This window comes from Flavobacterium labens, from assembly GCF_048286755.1.
Classification (GTDB): Bacteria; Bacteroidota; Bacteroidia; order Flavobacteriales; family Flavobacteriaceae; genus Flavobacterium.
Genome location: NZ_JBLVPL010000001.1, coordinates 593434 through 614393, shown reverse-complemented (window position 1 = coordinate 614393; position 20960 = coordinate 593434). Strand labels below are relative to the sequence as shown.

The window sequence follows — 20960 nt, the reverse complement described above, 5'->3', positions numbered from 1 at the left end:
TTTGTTTATTAATCCAAGTTTTGATTATTGAAAATCAGCATCTGAAACACCTTCATTGATTTTTACGTCAGATATTTTAATGTCCAATTCAAATCCTATATTTTGAATAATATTAAAAGGAATCTTAACGCCTTTTACATCCTTGTAATCTCCGTAATTTGTAGTTTGCGTTATGGTTTGACCGCCTTGTTCTATTACTTTGGATTCAGCCAGTTTTAATCCTGAAGTCACATCGTAATAGAATGTTGTTTTTCCGTTTTTTACGGCGTAGGCTTCTTTTCCGCTGATTGTCTCGATACCGCTTAATACTAACCCTTCTTTTTTAGAAAGTAATAATTCTTCAAAAGTTGTTGCGCTTGCTTTCATGTCAGTAAGCGTCGTCCCTTCGATGTTTTGGCGTTGTCCTTGTTGCATTACATAAGCTCCTTTTTCATTTACCACTTGTTTCATCAAGCTCATGGTTCCCATCTTTAATTCAACCATTAGTTTGCCTTTAGCATCAATTTTTGTAGTAAAATTTAAAGGGGAAGGTGCTTGCGGAATTGTTGTAGTTCCGTTCATCGCTATTGTTTTTACAGCAGAAGCCGCTTTTTCACCACCAATAGCTTTGATGTAATTATCGATAACACTTTTTGCAGTTACGCCAGCAGGAATGTCTTTTTTGAAAACTGGTTTTTCCAATGGATTACCATATTTGTCAAAATAAAACATTGGAATTTTTAGTTTTTCCAAAGCTGGAATTACTTCAGATCCTTTTCCGGCAATAATAATTCGTTTGTTATCTAAAAGGAAATATTTGTTGGCTGCACGAAGTATATCGTCGGCAGTTACGGCATTGATGGTTTTGATATAGTTTTCATAAAAATCTTTTGGAAGATCTTCAGTCTCTATATTCAAGGCGTATCGTGCGATTGATTGCGGCTTTTCTACCTGCATCACAAATCGTCCGATGTAACCTGCTTTAGTGTTACTCAATAGTTCCTCACTTACTTTTTCGGTACGTATTTTTTTGATTTCTTTGATAAATTCAACTACTGCACTGTCTGTAACAACGTTTCTTACCGCCGAAGTCGATCTTAATTTAGTTACGTATTTTCCACTTCCTATTACAGAACTGGCGCCATAAGTCCATGCGTGTTTTTCTCTTAGATTCATATTAAGGTAACTATTGAAGTCACCACCAAGAATAGAAGTCGCGATTACAGCAGCGAAGAAATCAGGATCACTCATCTTTAAATTCACTGTGTTTACTAATGAAATCTCTGATTGTACGGCATTAGGAACATCAACAAAATTGATTTGAGTGAACGGTACATTTTCTGGTGCGGCGTAAGTCAGTTTTGGCGTGCTTCTTTTTTGCCATGATCCAAATAGTTTTTCTATAATTGGTTTTGCTTCTTTGTATTTGATGTCTCCAATAATCACTAAATAAGCATTTTCGGGAACAAAATAATTGGCATAATTAGCTTGAATATCCGCAAGAGTTACATTTTTAATCGTTTCTTCGGTCATGTACTCTCCAGAAGGGTGGTTTTTTCCAAAAGCAAGCGCATCGACAACTCTATTTGCAATTGCAGGAACACTTTTTTCTTGAGATTTAAGTCCTTCCAGTAATTTTGCTTTCTCTTTCTCGAATTCTTCTTGAGTAAAATTTGGATGTAAAGCTCCTTCAGCCATCAATTCCAGTATTCGTTTAGAATATTTAGAAAGGGTACTTGCGTAAGCTCCTTGTGAGTTGAAATTAATGTCAGCTCCCAGAAAATCAATCTCTTCATTGAAAGCATCTTTGGCTAATTTTTTACTTCCATTTCCTATCATGCTGCTCGTTAATTCATCAACCCCTTTTTTATTGCCTTCGGCATAAGGCGCATTGTCTAATGAAAGACTGAAACTAACTTTTGGTAGTTTGTGATTTTCAACAATCATAACTTTCAAACCATTTGACATAACAAAAGTTTGTGGTTTTTTGATGTTAACTACTGGTGAAACTCCAGGTTTTGGTTGTGTGCGATCTTGTGCCTGCATAATTCCTGTTACCAACAAAATGAATAATAATATATTTGTTTTTTTCATGATTTAGAATGTCTTAGTTTTTAGCCTGTTCTGTGGAAGGAATATAATCCAAAAGCAATCTTTGATTTGGATTCAAATATTTTTTTGCGACCTCTCTAATTTCCTCACGAGTGATAGAATGTAAAAGTTCTATCTCGGTGTTGATTAAATTGATGTCACCATAAAGCATATAATAGGTTGCTAAATTTTCGGCAATTCCCTCTACATTTGAATTGGCATTCACGAAATTATTATCAAACTTATTTTGTAATTTTTGAAAATCTTTCTCCGAAATCAATTCCGTTTGAATTTTTACAATTTCTTCGTCAATTTCTTTTAATACATCAGCTGCTGTATTTGCTCCCATTGGTAAACCATACAAGATATACATTCCATAATCTTCTTGACTAAAACCTACGGCACCTATTTGTAATGCCATTTTTTTCTCGTCAACGATTTTTTTGTACAATTTAGAACTTTTTCCATCACTTAAATAAGAAGAAATGAAATCCAAAACTCTGGCATCTCTAGTTTTCATTGACGGTGTTCTGTATGAAGCCACTAACATTGGAATCTGGATGTTGGCATCCTGATACGTTGCTTTTAACGTTTGAGTAATTGGTTCTTCAATAAAAGTTTGTTTCGTTACATCAGCTCCTTTTTTTATTGGTCCAAAATATTTCTGAATCCATTCTTTAGCCTGATTTTTTTCGAAATCACCGGCAACGACTAAAACAGCATTGTTTGGAATGTAGAATTTTTTATTAAATGCCTGAAACTCTTCTAAGGTTGCAGCGTCTAAATCTTTCATTGAACCAATGGTGTTCCAACGATACGGATGTTTCTTGAACATATTTTCTTTTACAACCGTAAGGATATTTCCATAAGGGCGATTGTCAAAGCTGGTTCTTTTCTCTTCTTTCACAACCTCATTTTGAGTGTCAACCCCAATTTGATTGATTACAGGATGCATTAATCTTTCGGATTCCATCCAAAGGGCTAATTCTAAATTATTAGAAGGAAATACTTCATAGTAATAGGTTCTGTCATCGGAAGTGTTTGCATTGTTTGTTCCTCCATTTGAACTTACAATTTTCATCCATTCGCCACGTTTTATGTTTTCAGTTCCTTCAAATAATAAATGTTCAAAGAAATGGGCAAAACCTGTTCTGTCCGGTTTTTCGTCTTTGGAACCTACATGATACATCACGGAAGTGACAACGACAGGCGCAGAAGGGTCGTTATGTAAAATGACATGCATGCCATTGTCTAAATTATATTCTTCGAAAACTACTTTTTGAGCCGAAGCTACTCCACCAAGCATGAGCGCTGTACTTAAGGCCATTATTGATTTTTTCATATTGGATTAATAATTTTATTTTCTATAAGTAACGGAAAAACGGTTATTGTTACATCAAAAATAGTACAGAATAAAACTTTAACAACTGTTCATTTCATTTTTTTCTTAATTGGCTTCAAAAGCATGAGAAATCAGGACATTAGGGATGAAGAATATTTTTTGTTTTACTAATTGCAGGTTAAATATTTAATTGTATATTTGCAACCTTAAAAATTATTAAAACAATTCAGTATGTATGCAATCGTAGAGATAGCAGGGCAACAGTTCAAAGTAAGCAAAGACTTAAAGGTTTATGTTCACCGTTTGACTAATGAAGAAGGTTCAAAAGTTTCTTTTGACAAAGTTCTTTTATTAGATGATAACGGAACTATCACTTTAGGCGCCCCAGCTATAGAAGGTGCTTCAGTAGAAGCTAAAGTGTTACAACACTTAAAAGGAGATAAAGTTATCGTTTTCAAAAAGAAAAGAAGAAAAGGATACAAAAAGAGAAACGGTCACAGACAGTATCTTACTCAAATTGTAATTGAAGGTATTTCTGCATCAGGTACAAAAAAAGCAGCTCCAAAAGCTGAAAAAGTTGCTGAAGCAAAAGCTCCAAAAGCAGCAAAAAAAGCTGATGATTTGAAATTAATTGAAGGAGTTGGTCCTAAAGCAGCAGAAGCATTAGTTGAAGCTGGTATTACTACATTCTCTAAATTAGCAAAAACAAGCGCTGATGCGGTAAAAGCAATTTTAGAAGCATCAGAATCTAAATTATCTCATTTAGATCCAACTACTTGGGCTCAACAAGCACAATTAGCTGCAGATGGTAAAATGGATGAATTAAAAAAATTACAAGATGAATTAAACGGTGGTAAAGCTGTTTAATTAATTTATTAACAAATATAAAACTAATACGTCATGGCTCACAAGAAAGGTGTCGGTAGTTCTAAGAATGGTAGAGAATCAGAATCAAAACGTTTAGGCGTTAAGATATTTGGTGGTCAAGCTGCTATTGCTGGGAACATCATCGTAAGACAAAGAGGTTCAAAACATAATCCAGGTGCAAACGTTTACATTAGTAAAGATCACACACTACACGCAAGAGTAGATGGAGTTGTTTTCTTCCAAAAGAAAAGAGATAACAAATCATACGTTTCTATACTTCCATTCGAAGTTGAAGCATAATTGATTTTCTCAATTATTAAAAAACCCGTTTCGAAAGAAACGGGTTTTTTTGTTTAGATGTTGATATGATTATAAAGCAAATTCTTAGAAAAAATAAAGAACTGGTTAAACAAGAAGCATTATTTAAAGTTGATTTACGCTATGGTTTTATATAAAATAAATGCATTTAATAAAAAATAAAAAAAGGCAGGTAAAGAAACCAATACTGAGTCTTTCATTTTTATTCTTACTCCAGTACCAAGAAGCATTAATAATGTCAATCCTCCAGAAGCAAGCACTAAAACAACATAATTCTGAATACCTATAAATAAACCTAAGGCGCCAGCCAATTCCAAAATAGCAGTTAATAGACCAAATTTTTCAAGACCAAAGCGTTTAAATTCATATTTCATATTTGATGACACAAAATACGCTATTCCGTAAATGAGAAAGGAAACGGCTGAGAAGTAAATTAATATATTTAAGTAATTCATTATGTAACTATTTGGATGCTAGAAGTGCTACAAAAAGAGATAAGACTAAAAGAAATAAAGAAGGTAGATGCTTAGACCATGGATTTTTTACTTTGAAATGAAAAAATTGTGCGGATGCCATTAAAAAAGCCATTAAAAGTGCCGGTATAAATACTACTTGAGGAAACCATATTCCTGTTATTAATAAGGTTGCTAGAGTAATTTTTGTGGCGCCAATGACGTTTCTTGTCAAATCCGACAAACCGTATTGTTTAAATTCGGCAACGATATTATCAAATCTAAAAACCCAAACATAACTTACAGACAATGCAATTATAAGTTGGGCAATAATGGAATAATTATTCATGATTATATAGTTAAAGTTATTCTTTCTTCGATTATATGAATAGGGCTTTTCAGCAGGTATAATTTCCAGTACAAAAATAATTTACTCAAATATAGCATAAACTTAGATTATAACGATTCCGTTACTGATTTATTAGTAAATAAAAGACATTGTTTCTATTGTACTACTAACTGAAGTACTGTCTGTAAGCTCTAACCATCAACGGGATTTGGTATTATGCTTTCAAACAGCAGATAAATCGGTGTGGTCGAGTTTATACTAATTACTAAAAGTGATTCAGTTGGGTTTGTTCCAAAACAAAAAACCCTCACATCACTGCAAGGGTTTTAAAAAACCAATAATCTAAAATTCTAATTTCAGACTAGTATCTGTAATATTCTGGTTTAAATGGACCTTCAACTGGAACACCAATATAATCCGCTTGATCAGTGCGTAAAGTCTCTAATTCAACACCTAATTTAGCTAAGTGCAACATTGCTACTTTCTCATCTAAATGTTTTGGTAACATGTACACGTCATTGTTATATGCTGCACTGTTTTTCCACAATTCGATTTGAGCAAGAGTTTGGTTTGTAAATGAGTTACTCATTACAAAACTTGGGTGACCTGTAGCACAACCAAGGTTTACTAAACGACCTTCTGCCAAAACGATAATATCATTTCCAGCAATAGTGTATTTGTCAACTTGAGGTTTGATTTCGATTTTTGATGCACCGTGGTTTGTGTTCAACCAAGCCATATCAATTTCGTTATCAAAATGCCCGATGTTACAAACGATAGTTTTGTCTTTCATTTTTTCGAAATGAGAACCTAAAACGATATCTTTATTTCCAGTAGTCGTAATGATAATATCAGCAGTTGCGATAACGGTATCTAATTTTTTTACTTCAAAACCGTCCATTGCAGCTTGTAAAGCACAAATTGGGTCAATTTCAGTAACCGTAACAATAGAACCAGCACCTCTAAAAGAAGCCGCAGTTCCTTTACCTACGTCACCGTAACCACAAACGATTACTCTTTTTGCGGCAAGCATAACATCTGTTGCACGACGAACCGCATCAACTGCAGATTCTTTACAACCGTATTTGTTGTCAAATTTAGATTTAGTAACCGAGTCATTCACGTTGATTGCTGGCATTGGCAATGTTCCCGCTTTTACTCTTTCGTATAATCTGTGAACTCCAGTTGTAGTTTCTTCAGATAATCCTTTGATTCCAGCAACTAATTCCGGGTAACGGTCAATAACCATATTCGTTAAATCTCCACCGTCATCAAGAATCATGTTCAATGGTTTTTTATCTTCACCAAAGAATAATGTTTGCTCGATACACCAGTCAAAATCTTCCTCATTCAAACCTTTCCAAGCATAAACTTGAATTCCTGCAGCAGCAATCGCAGCAGCAGCCTGATCTTGAGTAGAGAAAATGTTACAAGAACTCCAAGTCACTTCAGCACCAAGAGCTATTAAAGTTTCAATCAAAACTGCAGTTTGGATTGTCATGTGCAAACATCCAGCAATACGAGAACCAGCTAGTGGTTGTTCGTTTTTATATTCCGCACGAAGCGCCATTAAACCTGGCATTTCAGCTTCAGCTAGTTCAATTTCTTTTCTTCCCCAAGCTGCTAGAGAAATGTCTTTAACTTTGAAAGCCACAAAAGGCATAGTTGTAGTACTCATTTATAGTATATTTGTAATTGTAAATTTTTTGCAAATTTACGTAATAACTTTAGAATTTAACTATTTTCTAGAAGATTTATGAATTGTTTAATTCGCTAATCTTTTGAACATTAACTAAATAATTTCTTGAAGCTGAACTTGTTTCAGTTTCAGGAGCTATTTCCCGTTATTCGCTATATCTTTTATCACGCAAAAAAGCGTGAAAAAAGGATGCCGCTGCTACCGGGGCTAAAAATCAATATCATAACACGATGCCGCTTTACAAAACGAAACATATTAATTCTAGAACTCAAATTCTCGTTTGGAAAGTAACCGAATCCTATGCGGAATTATTAAAACAAGTGGTCTTAAACGATAGCAATCGCATTCGCCTTGACGGAATGAAATCAGAGATGCACCAACGCGCATTTCTTAGTGTTCGTAAGTTATTACAAGAGGCCGGCCACACAGACTTAGATCTGTATTATGATCAATTCGGCAAACCCCATCTTAAAGGAGAGAAACATATTTCGATAACACATTCCCATAATTTTTCGGCAATTATTATCAGTGACGAAACGGTAGGAATCGACATTGAATTGCAAAGAGACAAAATCACTCGAATCGCCGATAAATTCTGTGATTCAGAATTACAATTCTTGGATACAGACAGTGACGAATATATTAGGAAATTAACGGTTATTTGGGGAGCCAAAGAAGCTATTTTTAAAATTAGAAACGAAAAAGGAATCAGTTTCAAAGACCATATAAGTGTTGAGGAGTTTCATATTAACGCTAAACTAACTAATGCCAAACTTCATTTTAATAATTTAGTAAAAGATTTCAAAATCCATTTTGAAGAAATAGAAGAGTTTACTTTAGTTTATGCCTTTGAAAATTAATACAAACTGCGAATTTGCGGCAGAACTTATGGAGAACCTATACAACCAAATAATACAAGCCAAAAGGAGTAACCAAAAATTATTAGCTATTCTTCTTGATCCTGATAAAATTGATTTGAACACTGTATCAATACTAATTTCAAAAATACATCAATCGCCGGCAACGCATATTTTCATCGGCGGAAGCTATGTTACAACAAATATTCTAGATGAATTAATTGTAAAAATTAAACAAAACTGTAATTTACCCATTATTCTTTTTCCCGGAAACCCATCCCAGATTTCAGATAAAGCTGATGCGATTTTGTTTTTGTCATTACTATCTGGTCGAAATCCGGATTTTCTAATAGAACATCAGGTAAAAGCAGCTCCTGTTTTAAAGAAAACCCAACTTGAGATTATTTCTACAGGCTATATACTCATTGAAAGCGGGACTGAAACCGCCGTAGAAAGAGTGAGCAAAACCAAACCTTTAGATAGAAATGATCTTGACTTAGCATTGGCTACGGCACAAGCCGGCGAAATGTTAGGCAATAAGTTAATATATCTGGAAGCGGGAAGTGGCGCTAAACAAGCTGTTCCGCTAGAAATGATTACATTAGTTGCTCAAAATATTGAAATTCCGTTACTTGTTGGTGGCGGAATTGTAGATTTGCAGGGAATTCAAAACGCTTATCATGCTGGAGCCAATTTAGTTGTAATAGGAACTGCTTTTGAAAATGACATAAACTTTTTTAATCAATAATTTTAGATTGACTAATGATAGAATACTTTTTTTCTCAGTATAGAGATTACCCAACCTTAGACATAGTTTTAGAAATTGTGGCGGTTATTTTTGGTTTATTAAGTGTTTGGTACGCTAAAAAAGACAATATTTTGGTTTTTCCAACGGGATTAGTGAGTACATTTATATATGTTTATTTGCTTTGGAAATGGACTTTATGGGGTGATATGATGATCAACGGGTACTATTTTGTTATGAGTATTTATGGTTGGTATCATTGGACCCGAAAAAAAGATGATACAATTGAGTTCCCAATTTCAAAAATTTCTAGTTCAGAAAAACGTATTGCGATAATTCTTTTTATATTTACTGTCGCTTTTGTGGTTTCGGTGTATCACTATTTCGGAAAATTCACCACTTGGTATGCTTATGTAGATACATTTATCACAGGAATTTTCTTTGTAGGAATGTGGCTCATGGCCAAAAGAAAAGTAGAAAATTGGATATTTTGGATTATTGGAGATGTAATTTCAATTCCATTATATTTTTCAAAAGGTTTTACTTTTACCAGTTTTCAATACGTAGTATTTACAATAGTTGCCATTTTTGGCTATTTAGAATGGAAGAAAATCTCAGACAGCTCTCAAACGGAGCTACAAAAATAATAAAAGTAGCCTTATTTGGTCCCGAAAGCACTGGCAAAACAACATTGGCTAGACAGCTTGCGGAATATTATAAAACCAAATGGGTTCCTGAATATGCACGAGAATATCTGCAAGAAAAATGGGATTTAGATAAACAAATTTGTAGTATTGATGACATGCTTCCCATTGCTTTTGGGCAAACCAAATTAGAAAATGAAAGCACTTTAATTGCTAATAAATATCTTTTTTGTGATACTAATTTATTAGTTACTAAGGTTTTTTCTGAAGTATATTATAATTACTGTGATCCATTATTAGACCAAGCAGCTCGTGAACATGAGTATGACTTGTTTTTTCTTACGGACATTGATATTCCATGGGAGAAAGATGATTTAAGAGATCGTCCAGACGAAAGAGAGTCGGTGTTTGCAAATTTTAAACAATCCTTAATCGATAACAATAAGCCATTTATAACACTTTCCGGAGATAAAAAATTACGGCTGAAGAAAGCAGTTGCCATTATCAATGATCTAACAAAGGCCAAAGAAATGGGACTTTCTTCGCTTGATTTTATTCAAATTTATGAAAAGGGAGTTCCTTTAAAAAACATCCAACAACAACTTGATTTTTTTAGAAATGGAATAACGACGAGTAATCTGGTTGGACCTGCAACTTTATTTAATGGTATTTTAAAATTATCAGAAAGTGATTTTCGACTAAATGCAGATTATTTTGAAGCAAATAAATCAAATTTTAAGCTAGAGAAATTTGTTCCTGCATCTGGAGCTGCAAGCAGAATGTTTAAGTTTTTGCTTTCTTTTTTGAAGGATTTTGATGTTGAAAATGAAACGATTAATGCTTATGTTAATAGAAAAAAAGAAACAGAACTTCCTGTTTTTATAGTTGGTTTAGAAAAATTTCCATTCTTTAAAGCAGTTGATAAAAAACTTAGAGAGGAATTTATTGACTTTGAGTTTCTTCATCGAGATTATAAAAATTACTATTTCATAAAATTACTTTTGGCTCCAGATTACTTCAATTTTGCAGGTAAGCCTAAAGGCGTACTTCCGTTTCATAAATATCAAAATCATATTTATACACCAGTAGAAGAGCATCTTAATGAATGTGTTCATTATGCAAATTCAAATTCAAATTCAAATTTGCATTTTACGGTGTCAGAATCACATTTGACACAGTTTGAAACGATGATTAATGCCATTAAAGGAAAATTAGAAAAAAAATCAGGAATAGCAATACATACCAGTTATTCTTGTCAAAATGAGAATACGGATACTCTTGCTGTAGATTTTGAAAACAACCCTTTTAGAGATGAAAATGGGAAGTTGTTTTTTAGACCGGGCGGTCATGGAGCCTTGATAGAAAACTTAAACAATCTAGATTCCGATATTGTTTTTATAAAAAATATTGACAACGTTATCCAAAATAATATTGACAAAATAGCTTTGTATAAAAAAGCATTGGCAGGAATTTTAATAGAATTACAACAGCAAGTATTTAAGTATTTACATGCAATAGATGCTGATGAAATTCAACAGGAAAACGGTGTGGAAATTTTACTTTTTTTGCAAGAAAAACTAAATATTAGTATCCCAAACAGCTTTTACAAGCTTAGTTTTGAAGATAAAATCACCGAAATAAAAGCTATTTTAAATAGACCTATTAGAGTTTGTGGAATGGTTAAAAATGAAGGTGAAGCTGGTGGTGGCCCATTTTGGGTAAAAGACAGAAAAGGTTTAATTTCGTTACAAATTGTTGAGAGTTCCCAAGTAGATTTATCAGATGATAATCAAAGAGAAATACTGAATGCTTCTACGCATTTTAATCCTGTTGATATAGTTTGCGGAATCAAGAACTATAAAAATGAAAAATTTGATTTGACTCAGTTTGTAGATCATAATAGTGGTTTTATTGTGGAGAAAACTACATTTGGAAGAGTTATTAAATCCTATGAACTACCTGGATTATGGAATGGCGCCATGGCAAATTGGATAACCATATTTGTGCAAGTTCCTTTAATTACATTCAATCCGGTAAAAAGCGTAAATGATTTATTAAAATCAGCGCACCAACCTTAATAAAATTGGAAAAACAAAAAATCATATCAGAGTTAAGCTTCAAAGCTGTTCGTAGCAGTGGTGCTGGCGGACAAAATGTAAACAAAGTTTCCTCTAAAGTGGTTTTGACTTTTGATTTGAAAAATTCTCAGGCTTTAACCGAAGAAGAAAAACTTTTGGTCGAAACCAAATTACCTTCAAGATTAAAGACTGATTTAGTTTTAATCTTGAACTGTGATGAAGATCGAAGTCAGTTTAGAAACAAAGAAATTGTAACCAAAAGGTTTTTGGAACTTATAAAAAATGCGTTGCTTATTCCTAAAGAACGTAGGCCAACTAAAATTCCCAAGTCTGTCATTAGAAAGCGAATAAAGGATAAAAAGAACATTTCTGAAATTAAAAAAACACGCAGAAAACCTGATTTTTAAAATTTATTCCAATTCATAATTTATAATTCACAATTTATAATTAGTTTTGCGCTGTCTCAAAGGGGTGCTCTAAATAACGAGCTGAGATTATACCCAAAGAACCTGGACAAGTAATGTTGTCAAGGGAAAAAATGACAAACAAATAGTGTGCACGCTACTTTATTAGTCATAGGAAACAATCATTTTTTAATTTAACAAAAGAATAATTCCCCCTTTTATTCGTAATATTTTTACGGATGAACACTTTTATTACAGTTACAAAGTCTCAAAATCTCAAAGTCACAAAGTCCAAGAAGCTGACATGTTATATGTCTTCTGTCTTTCTTTTTGCAACTTTTATCTCTTTCTCACAAGTCAAAGACACGACAAAAGTAAACCAACTCGATGAAGTTTTGGTTTCAGCGGTTCGTGTGACTACAAAAACTCCAGTTAGTTTTAGCAATTTGGACAAAAAGGAAATCAAATTTCGAAACCTAGGACAAGATATTCCTATTTTGATGAATTATTTGCCTTCGGTGGTTACCACTTCTGATGCCGGAAATGGTGTAGGTTACACCGGAATTCGCGTTCGTGGTAGCGATGCGACAAGAGTGAATGTTACCATCAACGGAATTCCTTACAATGATTCTGAAAGTCATGGAACGTATTGGGTAAATATGCCTGATTTTGCATCTTCAGTTGAGAGTTTGCAGTTGCAGCGTGGCGTAGGAACTTCAACTAACGGCGCAGGAGCTTTTGGAGCCAGTTTAAATATGCTTACCGATAATTTTGCCAAAGAAAGCACTGGAGAAATCTCCAACTCTTTTGGAAGTTTTAATACTCGAAAACACACCGTAAAATTCAGTACGGGTTTGATGAACGATCATTTCGAAATCGCGGGACGTTTGTCTGCTTTAAATTCGGATGGGTATATGGACCGCGGTGCATCTGATTTAAAATCCTATTTTCTTCAGGGTACCTATGTAGGCAAAACTACTTTGATAAAAGCCTTGGTATTTGGAGGAAAAGAGAAAACGTATCAATCTTGGAACGGAATTGACGGCGAAACATTGAACAATGATCGCACTTTTAATTCAGCAGGAGCTTTTACGGACGAACAAGGAAATGCTCGTTTTTATGACAATGAAACCGATAATTACCAACAAGATCACTCTCAATTGCATTGGAACGAAAAAATATCAGAAAACTGGAGTACTAATTTTGCGTTGCATTACACAAAAGGAAAAGGGTTTTATGAAAATTACAAAGAAGACGCTGATTTAGCTGATTATGGATTACAGCCAGTTGGTCCCGTTACAACAACTGATTTGATTCGTCAAAAATGGTTGGATAACGATTTCTACGGAACAACATTTTCTGCAAATTACAAGAAAGAAAAACTGGATGTGATTTTTGGTGGCGGATGGAATAAGTATGAAGGCAGCCATTTCGGTAAAGTTATTTGGGCGCGATTTGCTTCACAGAGTGAATTAGGAGATCGTTATTATGATGATTATGCCGTTAAAACGGATGGAACAGTTTTTGCCAAAGCTAATTACCAAATCACAGAGAAATTAAGTTTATTTGGAGATTTACAATACCGTACGGTAAATTATAAAGCCAACGGGGTTCAGGCAGATGTGGTTGATGATACCTTTAATTTTTTTAATCCAAAGACGGGATTGACGTATGACATCAATGCTAATAATGCCTTGTATTTTTCCTATGCAAGAGCTAACAGAGAACCAAACAGAACCGATTATGAAGGCGGAAACGTAAAGCCAGAAAAGCTGAATGACTTTGAATTGGGTTGGAGACATGTTGCTGAGAAAGTACAATTCAATACCAATGTGTATTATATGGCCTATAAAGATCAATTGATTTTGACAGGAAGTTTAGATGATGTAGGCGCTCCGATACGTTCTAACAGTGAAAAAAGTTACCGTTTAGGACTGGAAGTAGATGCTACAATAGCATTGACAAATCAATTGATTATTCGTCCTAATTTCACCTTGAGTGCTAATAAAAATACTGATTTAGCAGTAGAGGGACAGAATTATGGGACAACTGATATAGCATATTCACCATCGATTATTGCCGGAAATATTTTGGTCTATACCCCAGTGGAAAATCTTCATATTTCATGGTTGCAAAAATTTGTGGGCGAACAATACATGAATAACATTGAATTACCGGCTGCTAAGTTGGCGGAATATTTTGTCAATGATTTGAATATCGCTTATGAGTTTAAACCAAAATCGGTTTTTAAATCGATTATTTTGACAGGTTTAGTGAATAATTTTTTAGATAAAAAATACGTGTCAAATGGATACATGTATGATATTTACCCTTACTATTACCCACAAGCAGGAATTAATTTCCTTGCTGGTTTGACATTGAAGTTTTAAAGAAATAAATTATTTGTTATTGGATGAAATCCTGATGGTTCGCTGTCAGGATTTTTTGTTTAATTATAAACTCTAAGTGCCGTCCCGTTTACTTGAACACGATATTGTTTCATGGGATATTGTAAAGTTCCTTGTCCGGTAAATAAGCTGTATTCTTTACTGTCACATCCACAAACTGCATTTATTCCATCTATGGTCATAGTAGAACAAGAGCTTATAGCTTGATTGGGACAAGCTGCATCAAAAGCATTGTAACCGCTTCCCGTATTGAAAACAATAATACCGCGCGCGCCCACTCCTGCGTAATAAATACCATTACTAGGATACTTTAAATTAGAATACGCGGGCAAATTCATATTAATATCTACCGAAAAAGTATAATTAGGGACAAATGGATTTGTATTATCAAAACCAGAATCACTACACGAAAAAAAGAAAGGAATTATAAAGGAAAGCAGTAGGTATTTTTTCATTTTAAAATAGTGTCAAAGTATTAGTGAAACAAATTTAATTTATTTAACTTTGAATTATATATGATTAACATATATTTATAGACGAAAAAATAATAATAGTATCTTTGTGGAAAGAAATCCCGTCCTGATGGGATTTTTTCTATTTATATAAATGATGAAGTTATGAGTACAGTATCGTATTACACCGCAGAGGGGTTGAAGAAATTAAGAGAAGAATTAGATTATTTAAAAAGCGTAATGCGTCCAAAAGCATCTGCAGATATAGCCGAAGCAAGAGATAAAGGTGACCTTTCAGAGAATGCTGAATACGATGCTGCGAAAGAAGCACAAGGTATGCTGGAAATGCGTATTGCTAAATTGGAAGAAGTACATTCGAATGCCAGATTGATTGATGAAACACATCTAGATGTTTCTAAAGTATTGGTATTATCTAATGTGAAAATCAAAAACCAAACCAATGGAATGGAAATGAAATACACATTGGTAGCTGAGAGTGAAGCCGACTTGAAAACCGGAAAAATCTCTGTAACCTCACCAATTGGTAAAGGTTTACTAGGGAAATCAGTTGGAGAAGTGGCAGAAATCACTGTTCCAAACGGAGTGTTGAAATTTGAAATTTTAGAGATTTCTCGCGATTAAATAGTTAAAGGTTTAACAGATTCAAACAATTAACCAATTCAACAATGTCAAGTATATTTACAAAAATTATAAACGGAGAAATCCCGTGTTATAAAATTGCAGAGGATGAAAATTTTCTTGCTTTTTTGGATGTAAATCCAAACGCAAAAGGACACACACTTTGTATTCCGAAACAAGAAATAAATAAGATTTTTGAGATGGAAGATGATTTGTATATCGGACTGATGCAGTTTTCTAAAAAAATAGCGGTTGCTCTGGAAAAAACGGTTCCATGTAAAAGAATCGGAATGGCAGTTGTAGGACTAGAAGTTCCCCATGCGCACGTTCATTTGATTCCCTTGAATGAAATGGATGAAATGCGTTTTCAAAATAAAGTATCGCTATCCAAAGACGAATTTGAAGCTTTGGCAGAAAGCATAAAAACCAATTTATAATAGTTGTACAAATAAAATAAATTGGTATGGTTTTAGTTTAGAAAGGGGATAGGTGAAAACCTATCCCCTTTTAATTTTTGAGCCTACATTATTATTATGAAAAATATTTATTTAGTACTTTTTTTCTTTATCTCGTTTCTGAGTTTTGGACAGGTCAACACAGGATATTCTTTGGTTGATGCTAAAATGGCTGTTATTCCTGCTAGTTCAACTACTTCTACCGATGCAATTGCCAAATATATCAATAGTAACTTCAAAACAGAAACAGATAAAATCAGAGCTGTTTTTTACTGGACCGCATCGAATATCAGCTATGATGTTGCTAATATGTTTGCCGTAAATTTCAATGAAACCGAACAGGAAAAAATCGCAAAGACATTGCGAACCAGAATAGGGGTTTGTATTCATTATGCTGTTGTTTTTAATGAGCTTTCGCAAAAAACAGGAATCCAGTCCTATATAATTGACGGATATACAAAACAAAACGGAAAAGTAGGTGACTTAGCTCATGCTTGGACAGCTGCAAAAATTGATAAAAAGTGGTATATATTTGATCCAACATGGGGTTCTGGTTATGTCAATAACGGGAGATTTTCAAAAAAAATAAACAACTATTATTTTAAGGCTGATCCCACTAAAATAATCGCTTCACACATTCCATTTGATTATTTATGGCAATTTTCGAATTATCCTATTACCAATGGTGAGTTTTATGAAGGGAAGATCCAAATCAATAAAAACAAGAAATACTTTGATTTTGAGAAAGAAATCACCAAATATAATGACTTGTCTGAAGCCGATCAATTATTTGCTTCGGCAGAAAGAATAGAGAAAAACGGCTTGAAAAATGCTATGATTCTCGAACGCTATGAAGGGAAAAAGCAACAATTGACTTATTTGAGACAAAATAACAATATTGAAAAATTGAATGCTATTGTGAATGAAATGAATGAGGCTGTTGTGTTACTGAATGATTTTATTCATTACAGAAACAATAAGTTCAAGCCTACTTTTTCTGATTATGAAATTAGCAGTATGATTGAAACGCCAAGATCAAAACTAGCCAAATGTCAGAACGATATTTACAGCGTTGGTGCAGTTGGTAATAAAAATGCATCTAATGTAGCGTCGATTAAATCATCAATTGGAGCAGCTTTGGCGCAAGCCGAAGAACACTCATTGTTTGTAAAAAATTATCTGAGTAAGTCTAAAATAGTTAGAAAAACGATGTTTTCTAAAGTTTCTTGGTTTGGCGTTCCGTTAAACTAAATTACTTTTTTTGAAACTGACTTGCATCGTTGTTCCTTTTCCAATTTCGGAATTCAGCACTTTGATGGTTCCTTTATGGTATTCTTCCACGATTCTTTTAGTCAATGAAAGACCCAATCCCCAACCGCGTTTTTTAGTTGTAAATCCAGGTTCAAAGATGCTTTTGAATTGACTTTTTTGAATCCCGCTTCCAGTATCGGTAACGTTTATTTTTACTGAATCGCCTTCTTGCTGAATCTCTAGCGCTAATCTTCCTTTTCCTTTCATGGCATCGATGGCGTTTTTGACAAGATTTTCAATGGTCCAACTGTGTAAAGTTGGATTCAAAGAAACAAGGATAGGAGATTTTGGTGCTTTGAATGAAAACTCAATTTGTTTAGAAAATCGGGATTGCAAATAGTCGTAAGACTGTAGCGTTTCTGCTACGATGTCTTTATTTTCTAATTTTGGTTCCGAACCTATTTTAGAAAAACGATCTGTTATGGTTTGTAAACGTTCAATGTCTTTTTCAATTTCGAAAGTGATGCTTTCGTCCACATTTTCAGATTTCAAGAGTTCGACCCAGCCAATCAAGGAAGAAAGCGGAGTTCCTATCTGATGTGCCGTTTCTTTTGCCATTCCCGCCCAAAGTTTATTCTGCGTGGCCATTTTGGTGCTTCTGTAAAAATTGTAAACTAGCGCGCCAAAAAGCACAATGATAAGTACTAAAGCAACAGGATAATATTTCAGTTTATTCAGTAATGCAGAATTACCGTAATATAAATTTTGAAATTTCCCCGGTACATATTCAATGACTATTGGTTCATTTTCGCTTTTTAATTTGGATAAAAAATCCTTGGCTTTGAGCTCATTTTTTACAATGGCATCGTCAATGTTTACAGTGTTTATGATACGGTCATTCTCAGTAAGGATAATAGGAATGGAAATATTGTTACTGAAAATCTGAAGCGGAAGTTCTACATCGGTATTTTCACCGGCATTATTGAGCGTTTTTTGAGCTTTTGCCCAAAGGTTCATTTTTAAACGTTCTTCATTTTTGAAGATTTGAAAAAAAGTATAAGTGTTCCAGAGAATTAATGAAATGATAAAAAAGGATGCAAAAATAATAACCCAACGAGTCGTATTTCTTCTTTCAGAAAACTGCATAAATATAATTTAGAGGTATAAATATAACGAAATAAATGCTTTTGTATTTTAGTTTTAGGGAAAGAATTTTTTTTTGGAAAAATCATACCTTTTATTTTATTGTAATTTAGGGTTACTACTTCTTAAACTTAATTCATTTGTCTATTTTTGTATCTTTCAGCAATAAATTAAAAACGTATGATAACTATTGATCCTAAAAGTATCGAAACAGCAAAATTGCAAGGGTATTTGCAAAGTTCTGTTGGGCCAAGGCCTATCGCTTTTGCCAGTACTATTGGTATAAATGGAATTCCTAATGTATCGCCTTTTAGTTTCTTTAATGTGTTTAGTGCGAATCCTCCGATTCTGATATTTTCACCAGCAAGACGCGTTCGTGATAATTCGATAAAACACACGTTAATCAATGCCGAAGCAACTCGGGAAGTAGTGATTAATGTGGTGAATTATGACATGGTGCAGCAAACTTCTCTGGCAAGCACAGAATATGCTGATGGAGTTGATGAGTTTATAAAATCTGGCTTGACGCCAATTGCTTCAGAGGTTGTAAAGCCTTTTAGAGTAAAAGAATCACCTGTTCAATTTGAATGTAAAGTCACTCAGGTTATTCCTTTGGGAACAGAAGGAGGCGCAGGGAATTTGATTCTTTGTGAAGTCTTGCGCATTCATATTGATGAATCTATTTTAGACGAAAACGGAGCGATTGATCAACATAAAATAGACTTAGTTTCCAGATTAGGAGGTAACTGGTATTCCAGATCGAATAAAGGTCTTTTTGAAGTGCCAAAACCATTATCCACATTAGGAATTGGAGTGGATGCGATTCCTGATTTTATAAAAGAAAGTCCTGTTTTTGATGGAAACGATTTAGGAATTTTAGGGAATGTAGAAGCCTTGCCTACCAAGGAAGAAGTTAGTATATTTGTAAAACAAAATTTCGCGGTAAAAGGAGTTTTAAGCTCCGATGATGAGTTAAAATTACACTTAGAAGCTAAAAAATATTTAGATAGTAATGATGTGTTTTCAGCATGGAAAGTACTTTTAGCGGAAAGAAAAAAATAGAGCAAAACAATTAAAACATAGAAGATGGAAGTTACAGGAAAAATTAAAATGATCGATCAAACTAAGGAAGTTGGATCTGGAGGTTTCAAAAAAAGAGATGTTGTAGTTACAACTGATGAGCAGTATCCACAACATATTCTAGTTCAGTTTGTTCAGGACAAATGTGACTTATTGAACGGTTTTCAAGTAGGAGAGCCTGTAAAAATTGATATTAATTTAAGAGGTAGAGAATGGACAAATCCTCAAGGGGAAACAGTTTATTTTAATACTATCCAAGGATGGAGAATTGGAAAATTGCAAGCTGAAACTCCTTCTGCTGCGCAAATGCCTCCAATGCCAGCTGCTGAAGCATTTGCACCAGCAACTAACTTAAACGAAGAAGAAGCAGACGATTTACCTTTTTAATCATTTGATTTTCTATTGATATAGTAAAACAAACCCGACAGGTATTCAAAACACTGTCGGGTTTTATTTTTTAATAAAGAATGTATTATTTAACTACAGCATTATTCTTTCCACCCGTTTCTCAGACTAATTCTACAGGTATTCTTGCTCTTGGAGGAGATTTGTCGACTGAGCGTTTACAGCTTGCTTATAGGAATGGGATTTTTCCATGGTTTGAAGATGGTGAACCTATTACATGGTGGTCACCTAATCCTAGAATGGTTTTGTTTCTGGATGAATTGATTGTTTCTAAGAGTATGCGCAACATTGTCAATAGGAATATTTTCAAGGTTACATTTAATCAAAATTTCAGGGACGTAATTTCGAATTGTCAAAACATAAAACGAGACGGTCAAAATGGGACTTGGATTACCAATGACATGATAGAAGCCTATTGTAAACTACATGAATTAGGCATTGCAAAATCAATTGAAGTCTGGCAAGATGAGGTTTTGGTTGGCGGTTTATACGGAATCGATTTGGGTCATATTTTTTGTGGTGAAAGTATGTTTTCAAAAGTTTCGAACGCTTCCAAAGTGGCTTTTATAGCTTTGGTAAACCAATTAAAAAAAGAAAATTACAAACTGTTGGATTGCCAAGTTTATAATCCGCATCTTGAAAGTTTGGGTTGCAGGGAAATAGAAAGAGTTGATTTTATGAAAATTCTGAAAAGTATATAATATTCATATTCCGAATTTTACGATTCTATCTCACTGGAAACTAGCTTTTCTTCCAGCAATCAGCTACGTGATCATTAACCATTCCGGTGGCTTGCATGTGAGCATAAACAACCGTGGAACCAACGAATTTGAATCCACGTTTTTTTAAATCTCTACTAATTTCATCTGATAGCGGGGTAGTTGCAGGAACTTCTTTCAAGGATTGTCGGTTGTTTTGAATGGGTTTTCCATTAGTAAATTCCCAAATGTATTTAGAAAAACTTCCAAATTCTTCTTGTACTTTCATAAATGCAACGGCATTAGAAACAGCTGCGCGAACCTTTAATTGATTTCGGATTATTCCAGCGTCTTGAAGTAATTCCTGAATTTTATCTTCGGTATAAAGGGCCACTTTTTTATAGTCAAAATCATCAAAAGCTACTTTAAAGTTTTCTCTCTTTTTAAGGATTGTAATCCAACTTAATCCTGCTTGGAAAGTTTCTAAGATTAAGAATTCAAATAATTTTTGATCCTCATGAACTGGAACTCCCCATTCTTCATCATGGTATTTTTCGTAAATATCAATTCCAACGCACCATTTACATCTTATTTTTTCTTCCAT

General features: G+C 33.9%; 22 protein-coding genes. 14 read left to right on the top strand and 8 right to left on the bottom strand.

Annotated elements, in window-relative coordinates:
* Window positions 1-24 precede the first annotated feature (24 nt).
* Together ACNQF8_RS02605 and ACNQF8_RS02600 are read right to left on the bottom strand one after the other, a co-directional pair.
* Window positions 25-2073 (bottom strand): M16 family metallopeptidase, encoded by a 2049-nt coding sequence (locus ACNQF8_RS02605; protein WP_417950678.1) that lies wholly within the window; start codon window positions 2071-2073, stop codon window positions 25-27.
* A gap of 13 nt (window positions 2074-2086) precedes the next feature.
* Window positions 2087-3412: a M16 family metallopeptidase gene (locus tag ACNQF8_RS02600; RefSeq protein ID WP_315209320.1), complete on the bottom strand. Its 1326-nt coding sequence runs from the start codon at window positions 3410-3412 to the stop codon at window positions 2087-2089.
* Between the two features lie 231 nt (window positions 3413-3643).
* Between ACNQF8_RS02600 and rplU the strand changes: the two genes are divergently transcribed.
* Both rplU and rpmA read left to right on the top strand, forming a co-directional pair.
* Window positions 3644-4279 (top strand): 50S ribosomal protein L21, encoded by a 636-nt coding sequence (rplU, locus tag ACNQF8_RS02595; RefSeq protein WP_282743419.1) that lies wholly within the window; start codon window positions 3644-3646, stop codon window positions 4277-4279.
* Window positions 4280-4312: 33 nt separating this feature from the next.
* On the top strand, window positions 4313-4579 hold the full coding sequence (gene rpmA, locus ACNQF8_RS02590) for a 50S ribosomal protein L27 (protein WP_086453627.1): 267 nt from the start codon (window positions 4313-4315) through the stop codon (window positions 4577-4579).
* A gap of 134 nt (window positions 4580-4713) precedes the next feature.
* Here the strand turns inward: rpmA and ACNQF8_RS02585 are convergent, their stop codons facing one another.
* From ACNQF8_RS02585 to ahcY, 3 genes are all read right to left on the bottom strand, one after another.
* On the bottom strand, window positions 4714-5052 hold the full coding sequence (locus tag ACNQF8_RS02585; protein ID WP_417952845.1) for a DoxX family protein: 339 nt from the start codon (window positions 5050-5052) through the stop codon (window positions 4714-4716).
* Window positions 5053-5059: 7 nt separating this feature from the next.
* Window positions 5060-5398, bottom strand: coding sequence for a DoxX family protein (locus tag ACNQF8_RS02580; RefSeq protein ID WP_417950675.1), 339 nt, complete (start codon window positions 5396-5398; stop codon window positions 5060-5062).
* Window positions 5399-5759: 361 nt separating this feature from the next.
* Window positions 5760-7076 carry an adenosylhomocysteinase gene (ahcY, locus tag ACNQF8_RS02575; RefSeq protein ID WP_417952844.1) on the bottom strand — a complete coding sequence of 439 codons (1317 nt, stop codon included), beginning with the start codon at window positions 7074-7076 and terminating at the stop codon, window positions 5760-5762.
* 251 nt (window positions 7077-7327) lie between these two features.
* Between ahcY and ACNQF8_RS02570 the strand changes: the two genes are divergently transcribed.
* The 6 genes from ACNQF8_RS02570 (at window position 7328) to ACNQF8_RS02545 (ending at window position 14215) form a co-directional block, all read left to right on the top strand.
* A complete protein-coding gene (locus ACNQF8_RS02570; RefSeq protein ID WP_417950673.1) occupies window positions 7328-7957 on the top strand; it encodes a 4'-phosphopantetheinyl transferase family protein in 630 nt (209 codons plus the stop codon).
* Between the two features lie 28 nt (window positions 7958-7985).
* Window positions 7986-8702, top strand: a complete 717-nt coding sequence (locus ACNQF8_RS02565) for a phosphoglycerol geranylgeranyltransferase (protein WP_417950672.1) — start codon at window positions 7986-7988, stop codon at window positions 8700-8702.
* Window positions 8703-8716: 14 nt separating this feature from the next.
* Window positions 8717-9346, top strand: coding sequence for a nicotinamide riboside transporter PnuC (pnuC, locus tag ACNQF8_RS02560; protein ID WP_417950671.1), 630 nt, complete (start codon window positions 8717-8719; stop codon window positions 9344-9346).
* Window positions 9301-11421, top strand: coding sequence for a DUF4301 family protein (locus ACNQF8_RS02555; protein ID WP_417950670.1), 2121 nt, complete (start codon window positions 9301-9303; stop codon window positions 11419-11421). Before pnuC ends, ACNQF8_RS02555 begins: the two co-directional genes overlap by 46 nt.
* Before the next feature lie 5 nt (window positions 11422-11426).
* On the top strand, window positions 11427-11828 hold the full coding sequence (arfB, locus tag ACNQF8_RS02550; protein WP_417950669.1) for an alternative ribosome rescue aminoacyl-tRNA hydrolase ArfB: 402 nt from the start codon (window positions 11427-11429) through the stop codon (window positions 11826-11828).
* 236 nt (window positions 11829-12064) lie between these two features.
* Entirely contained in the window at window positions 12065-14215 is a 2151-nt protein-coding gene (locus ACNQF8_RS02545; protein ID WP_417952843.1) for a TonB-dependent receptor, read from the top strand.
* Window positions 14216-14274: 59 nt separating this feature from the next.
* Here ACNQF8_RS02545 and ACNQF8_RS02540 read toward each other — a convergent pair whose 3' ends face one another.
* A complete protein-coding gene (locus ACNQF8_RS02540; protein WP_417950667.1) occupies window positions 14275-14688 on the bottom strand; it encodes a Rieske (2Fe-2S) protein in 414 nt (137 codons plus the stop codon).
* Window positions 14689-14850: 162 nt separating this feature from the next.
* Between ACNQF8_RS02540 and greA the strand changes: the two genes are divergently transcribed.
* From greA to ACNQF8_RS02525, 3 genes are all read left to right on the top strand, one after another.
* Window positions 14851-15327 (top strand): transcription elongation factor GreA, encoded by a 477-nt coding sequence (gene greA / locus ACNQF8_RS02535; protein WP_091165910.1) that lies wholly within the window; start codon window positions 14851-14853, stop codon window positions 15325-15327.
* Window positions 15328-15371: 44 nt separating this feature from the next.
* Window positions 15372-15761 carry an HIT family protein gene (locus tag ACNQF8_RS02530; protein WP_131914927.1) on the top strand — a complete coding sequence of 130 codons (390 nt, stop codon included), beginning with the start codon at window positions 15372-15374 and terminating at the stop codon, window positions 15759-15761.
* Window positions 15762-15857: 96 nt separating this feature from the next.
* Entirely contained in the window at window positions 15858-17030 is a 1173-nt protein-coding gene (locus tag ACNQF8_RS02525; protein WP_417952842.1) for a transglutaminase domain-containing protein, read from the top strand.
* Here the strand turns inward: ACNQF8_RS02525 and ACNQF8_RS02520 are convergent.
* A complete protein-coding gene (locus ACNQF8_RS02520; RefSeq protein WP_417950665.1) occupies window positions 17022-18176 on the bottom strand; it encodes a sensor histidine kinase in 1155 nt (384 codons plus the stop codon). The genes ACNQF8_RS02525 and ACNQF8_RS02520 overlap by 9 nt on opposite strands.
* Window positions 18177-18353: 177 nt before the next feature.
* Here ACNQF8_RS02520 and ACNQF8_RS02515 point away from each other — a divergent pair, with 177 nt between their 5' ends.
* From ACNQF8_RS02515 to aat, 3 genes are all read left to right on the top strand, one after another.
* On the top strand, window positions 18354-19235 hold the full coding sequence (locus ACNQF8_RS02515; protein ID WP_417950664.1) for a flavin reductase family protein: 882 nt from the start codon (window positions 18354-18356) through the stop codon (window positions 19233-19235).
* A 24-nt stretch (window positions 19236-19259) separates the two neighbouring features.
* Window positions 19260-19640 (top strand): DUF3127 domain-containing protein, encoded by a 381-nt coding sequence (locus ACNQF8_RS02510; protein ID WP_417950663.1) that lies wholly within the window; start codon window positions 19260-19262, stop codon window positions 19638-19640.
* An 80-nt stretch (window positions 19641-19720) separates the two neighbouring features.
* Window positions 19721-20359, top strand: coding sequence for a leucyl/phenylalanyl-tRNA--protein transferase (gene aat, locus ACNQF8_RS02505; protein ID WP_417952841.1), 639 nt, complete (start codon window positions 19721-19723; stop codon window positions 20357-20359).
* A gap of 40 nt (window positions 20360-20399) precedes the next feature.
* Here the strand turns inward: aat and ACNQF8_RS02500 are convergent, their stop codons facing one another.
* Window positions 20400-20960, bottom strand: a complete 561-nt coding sequence (locus ACNQF8_RS02500) for a DNA-3-methyladenine glycosylase I (protein WP_417950661.1) — start codon at window positions 20958-20960, stop codon at window positions 20400-20402.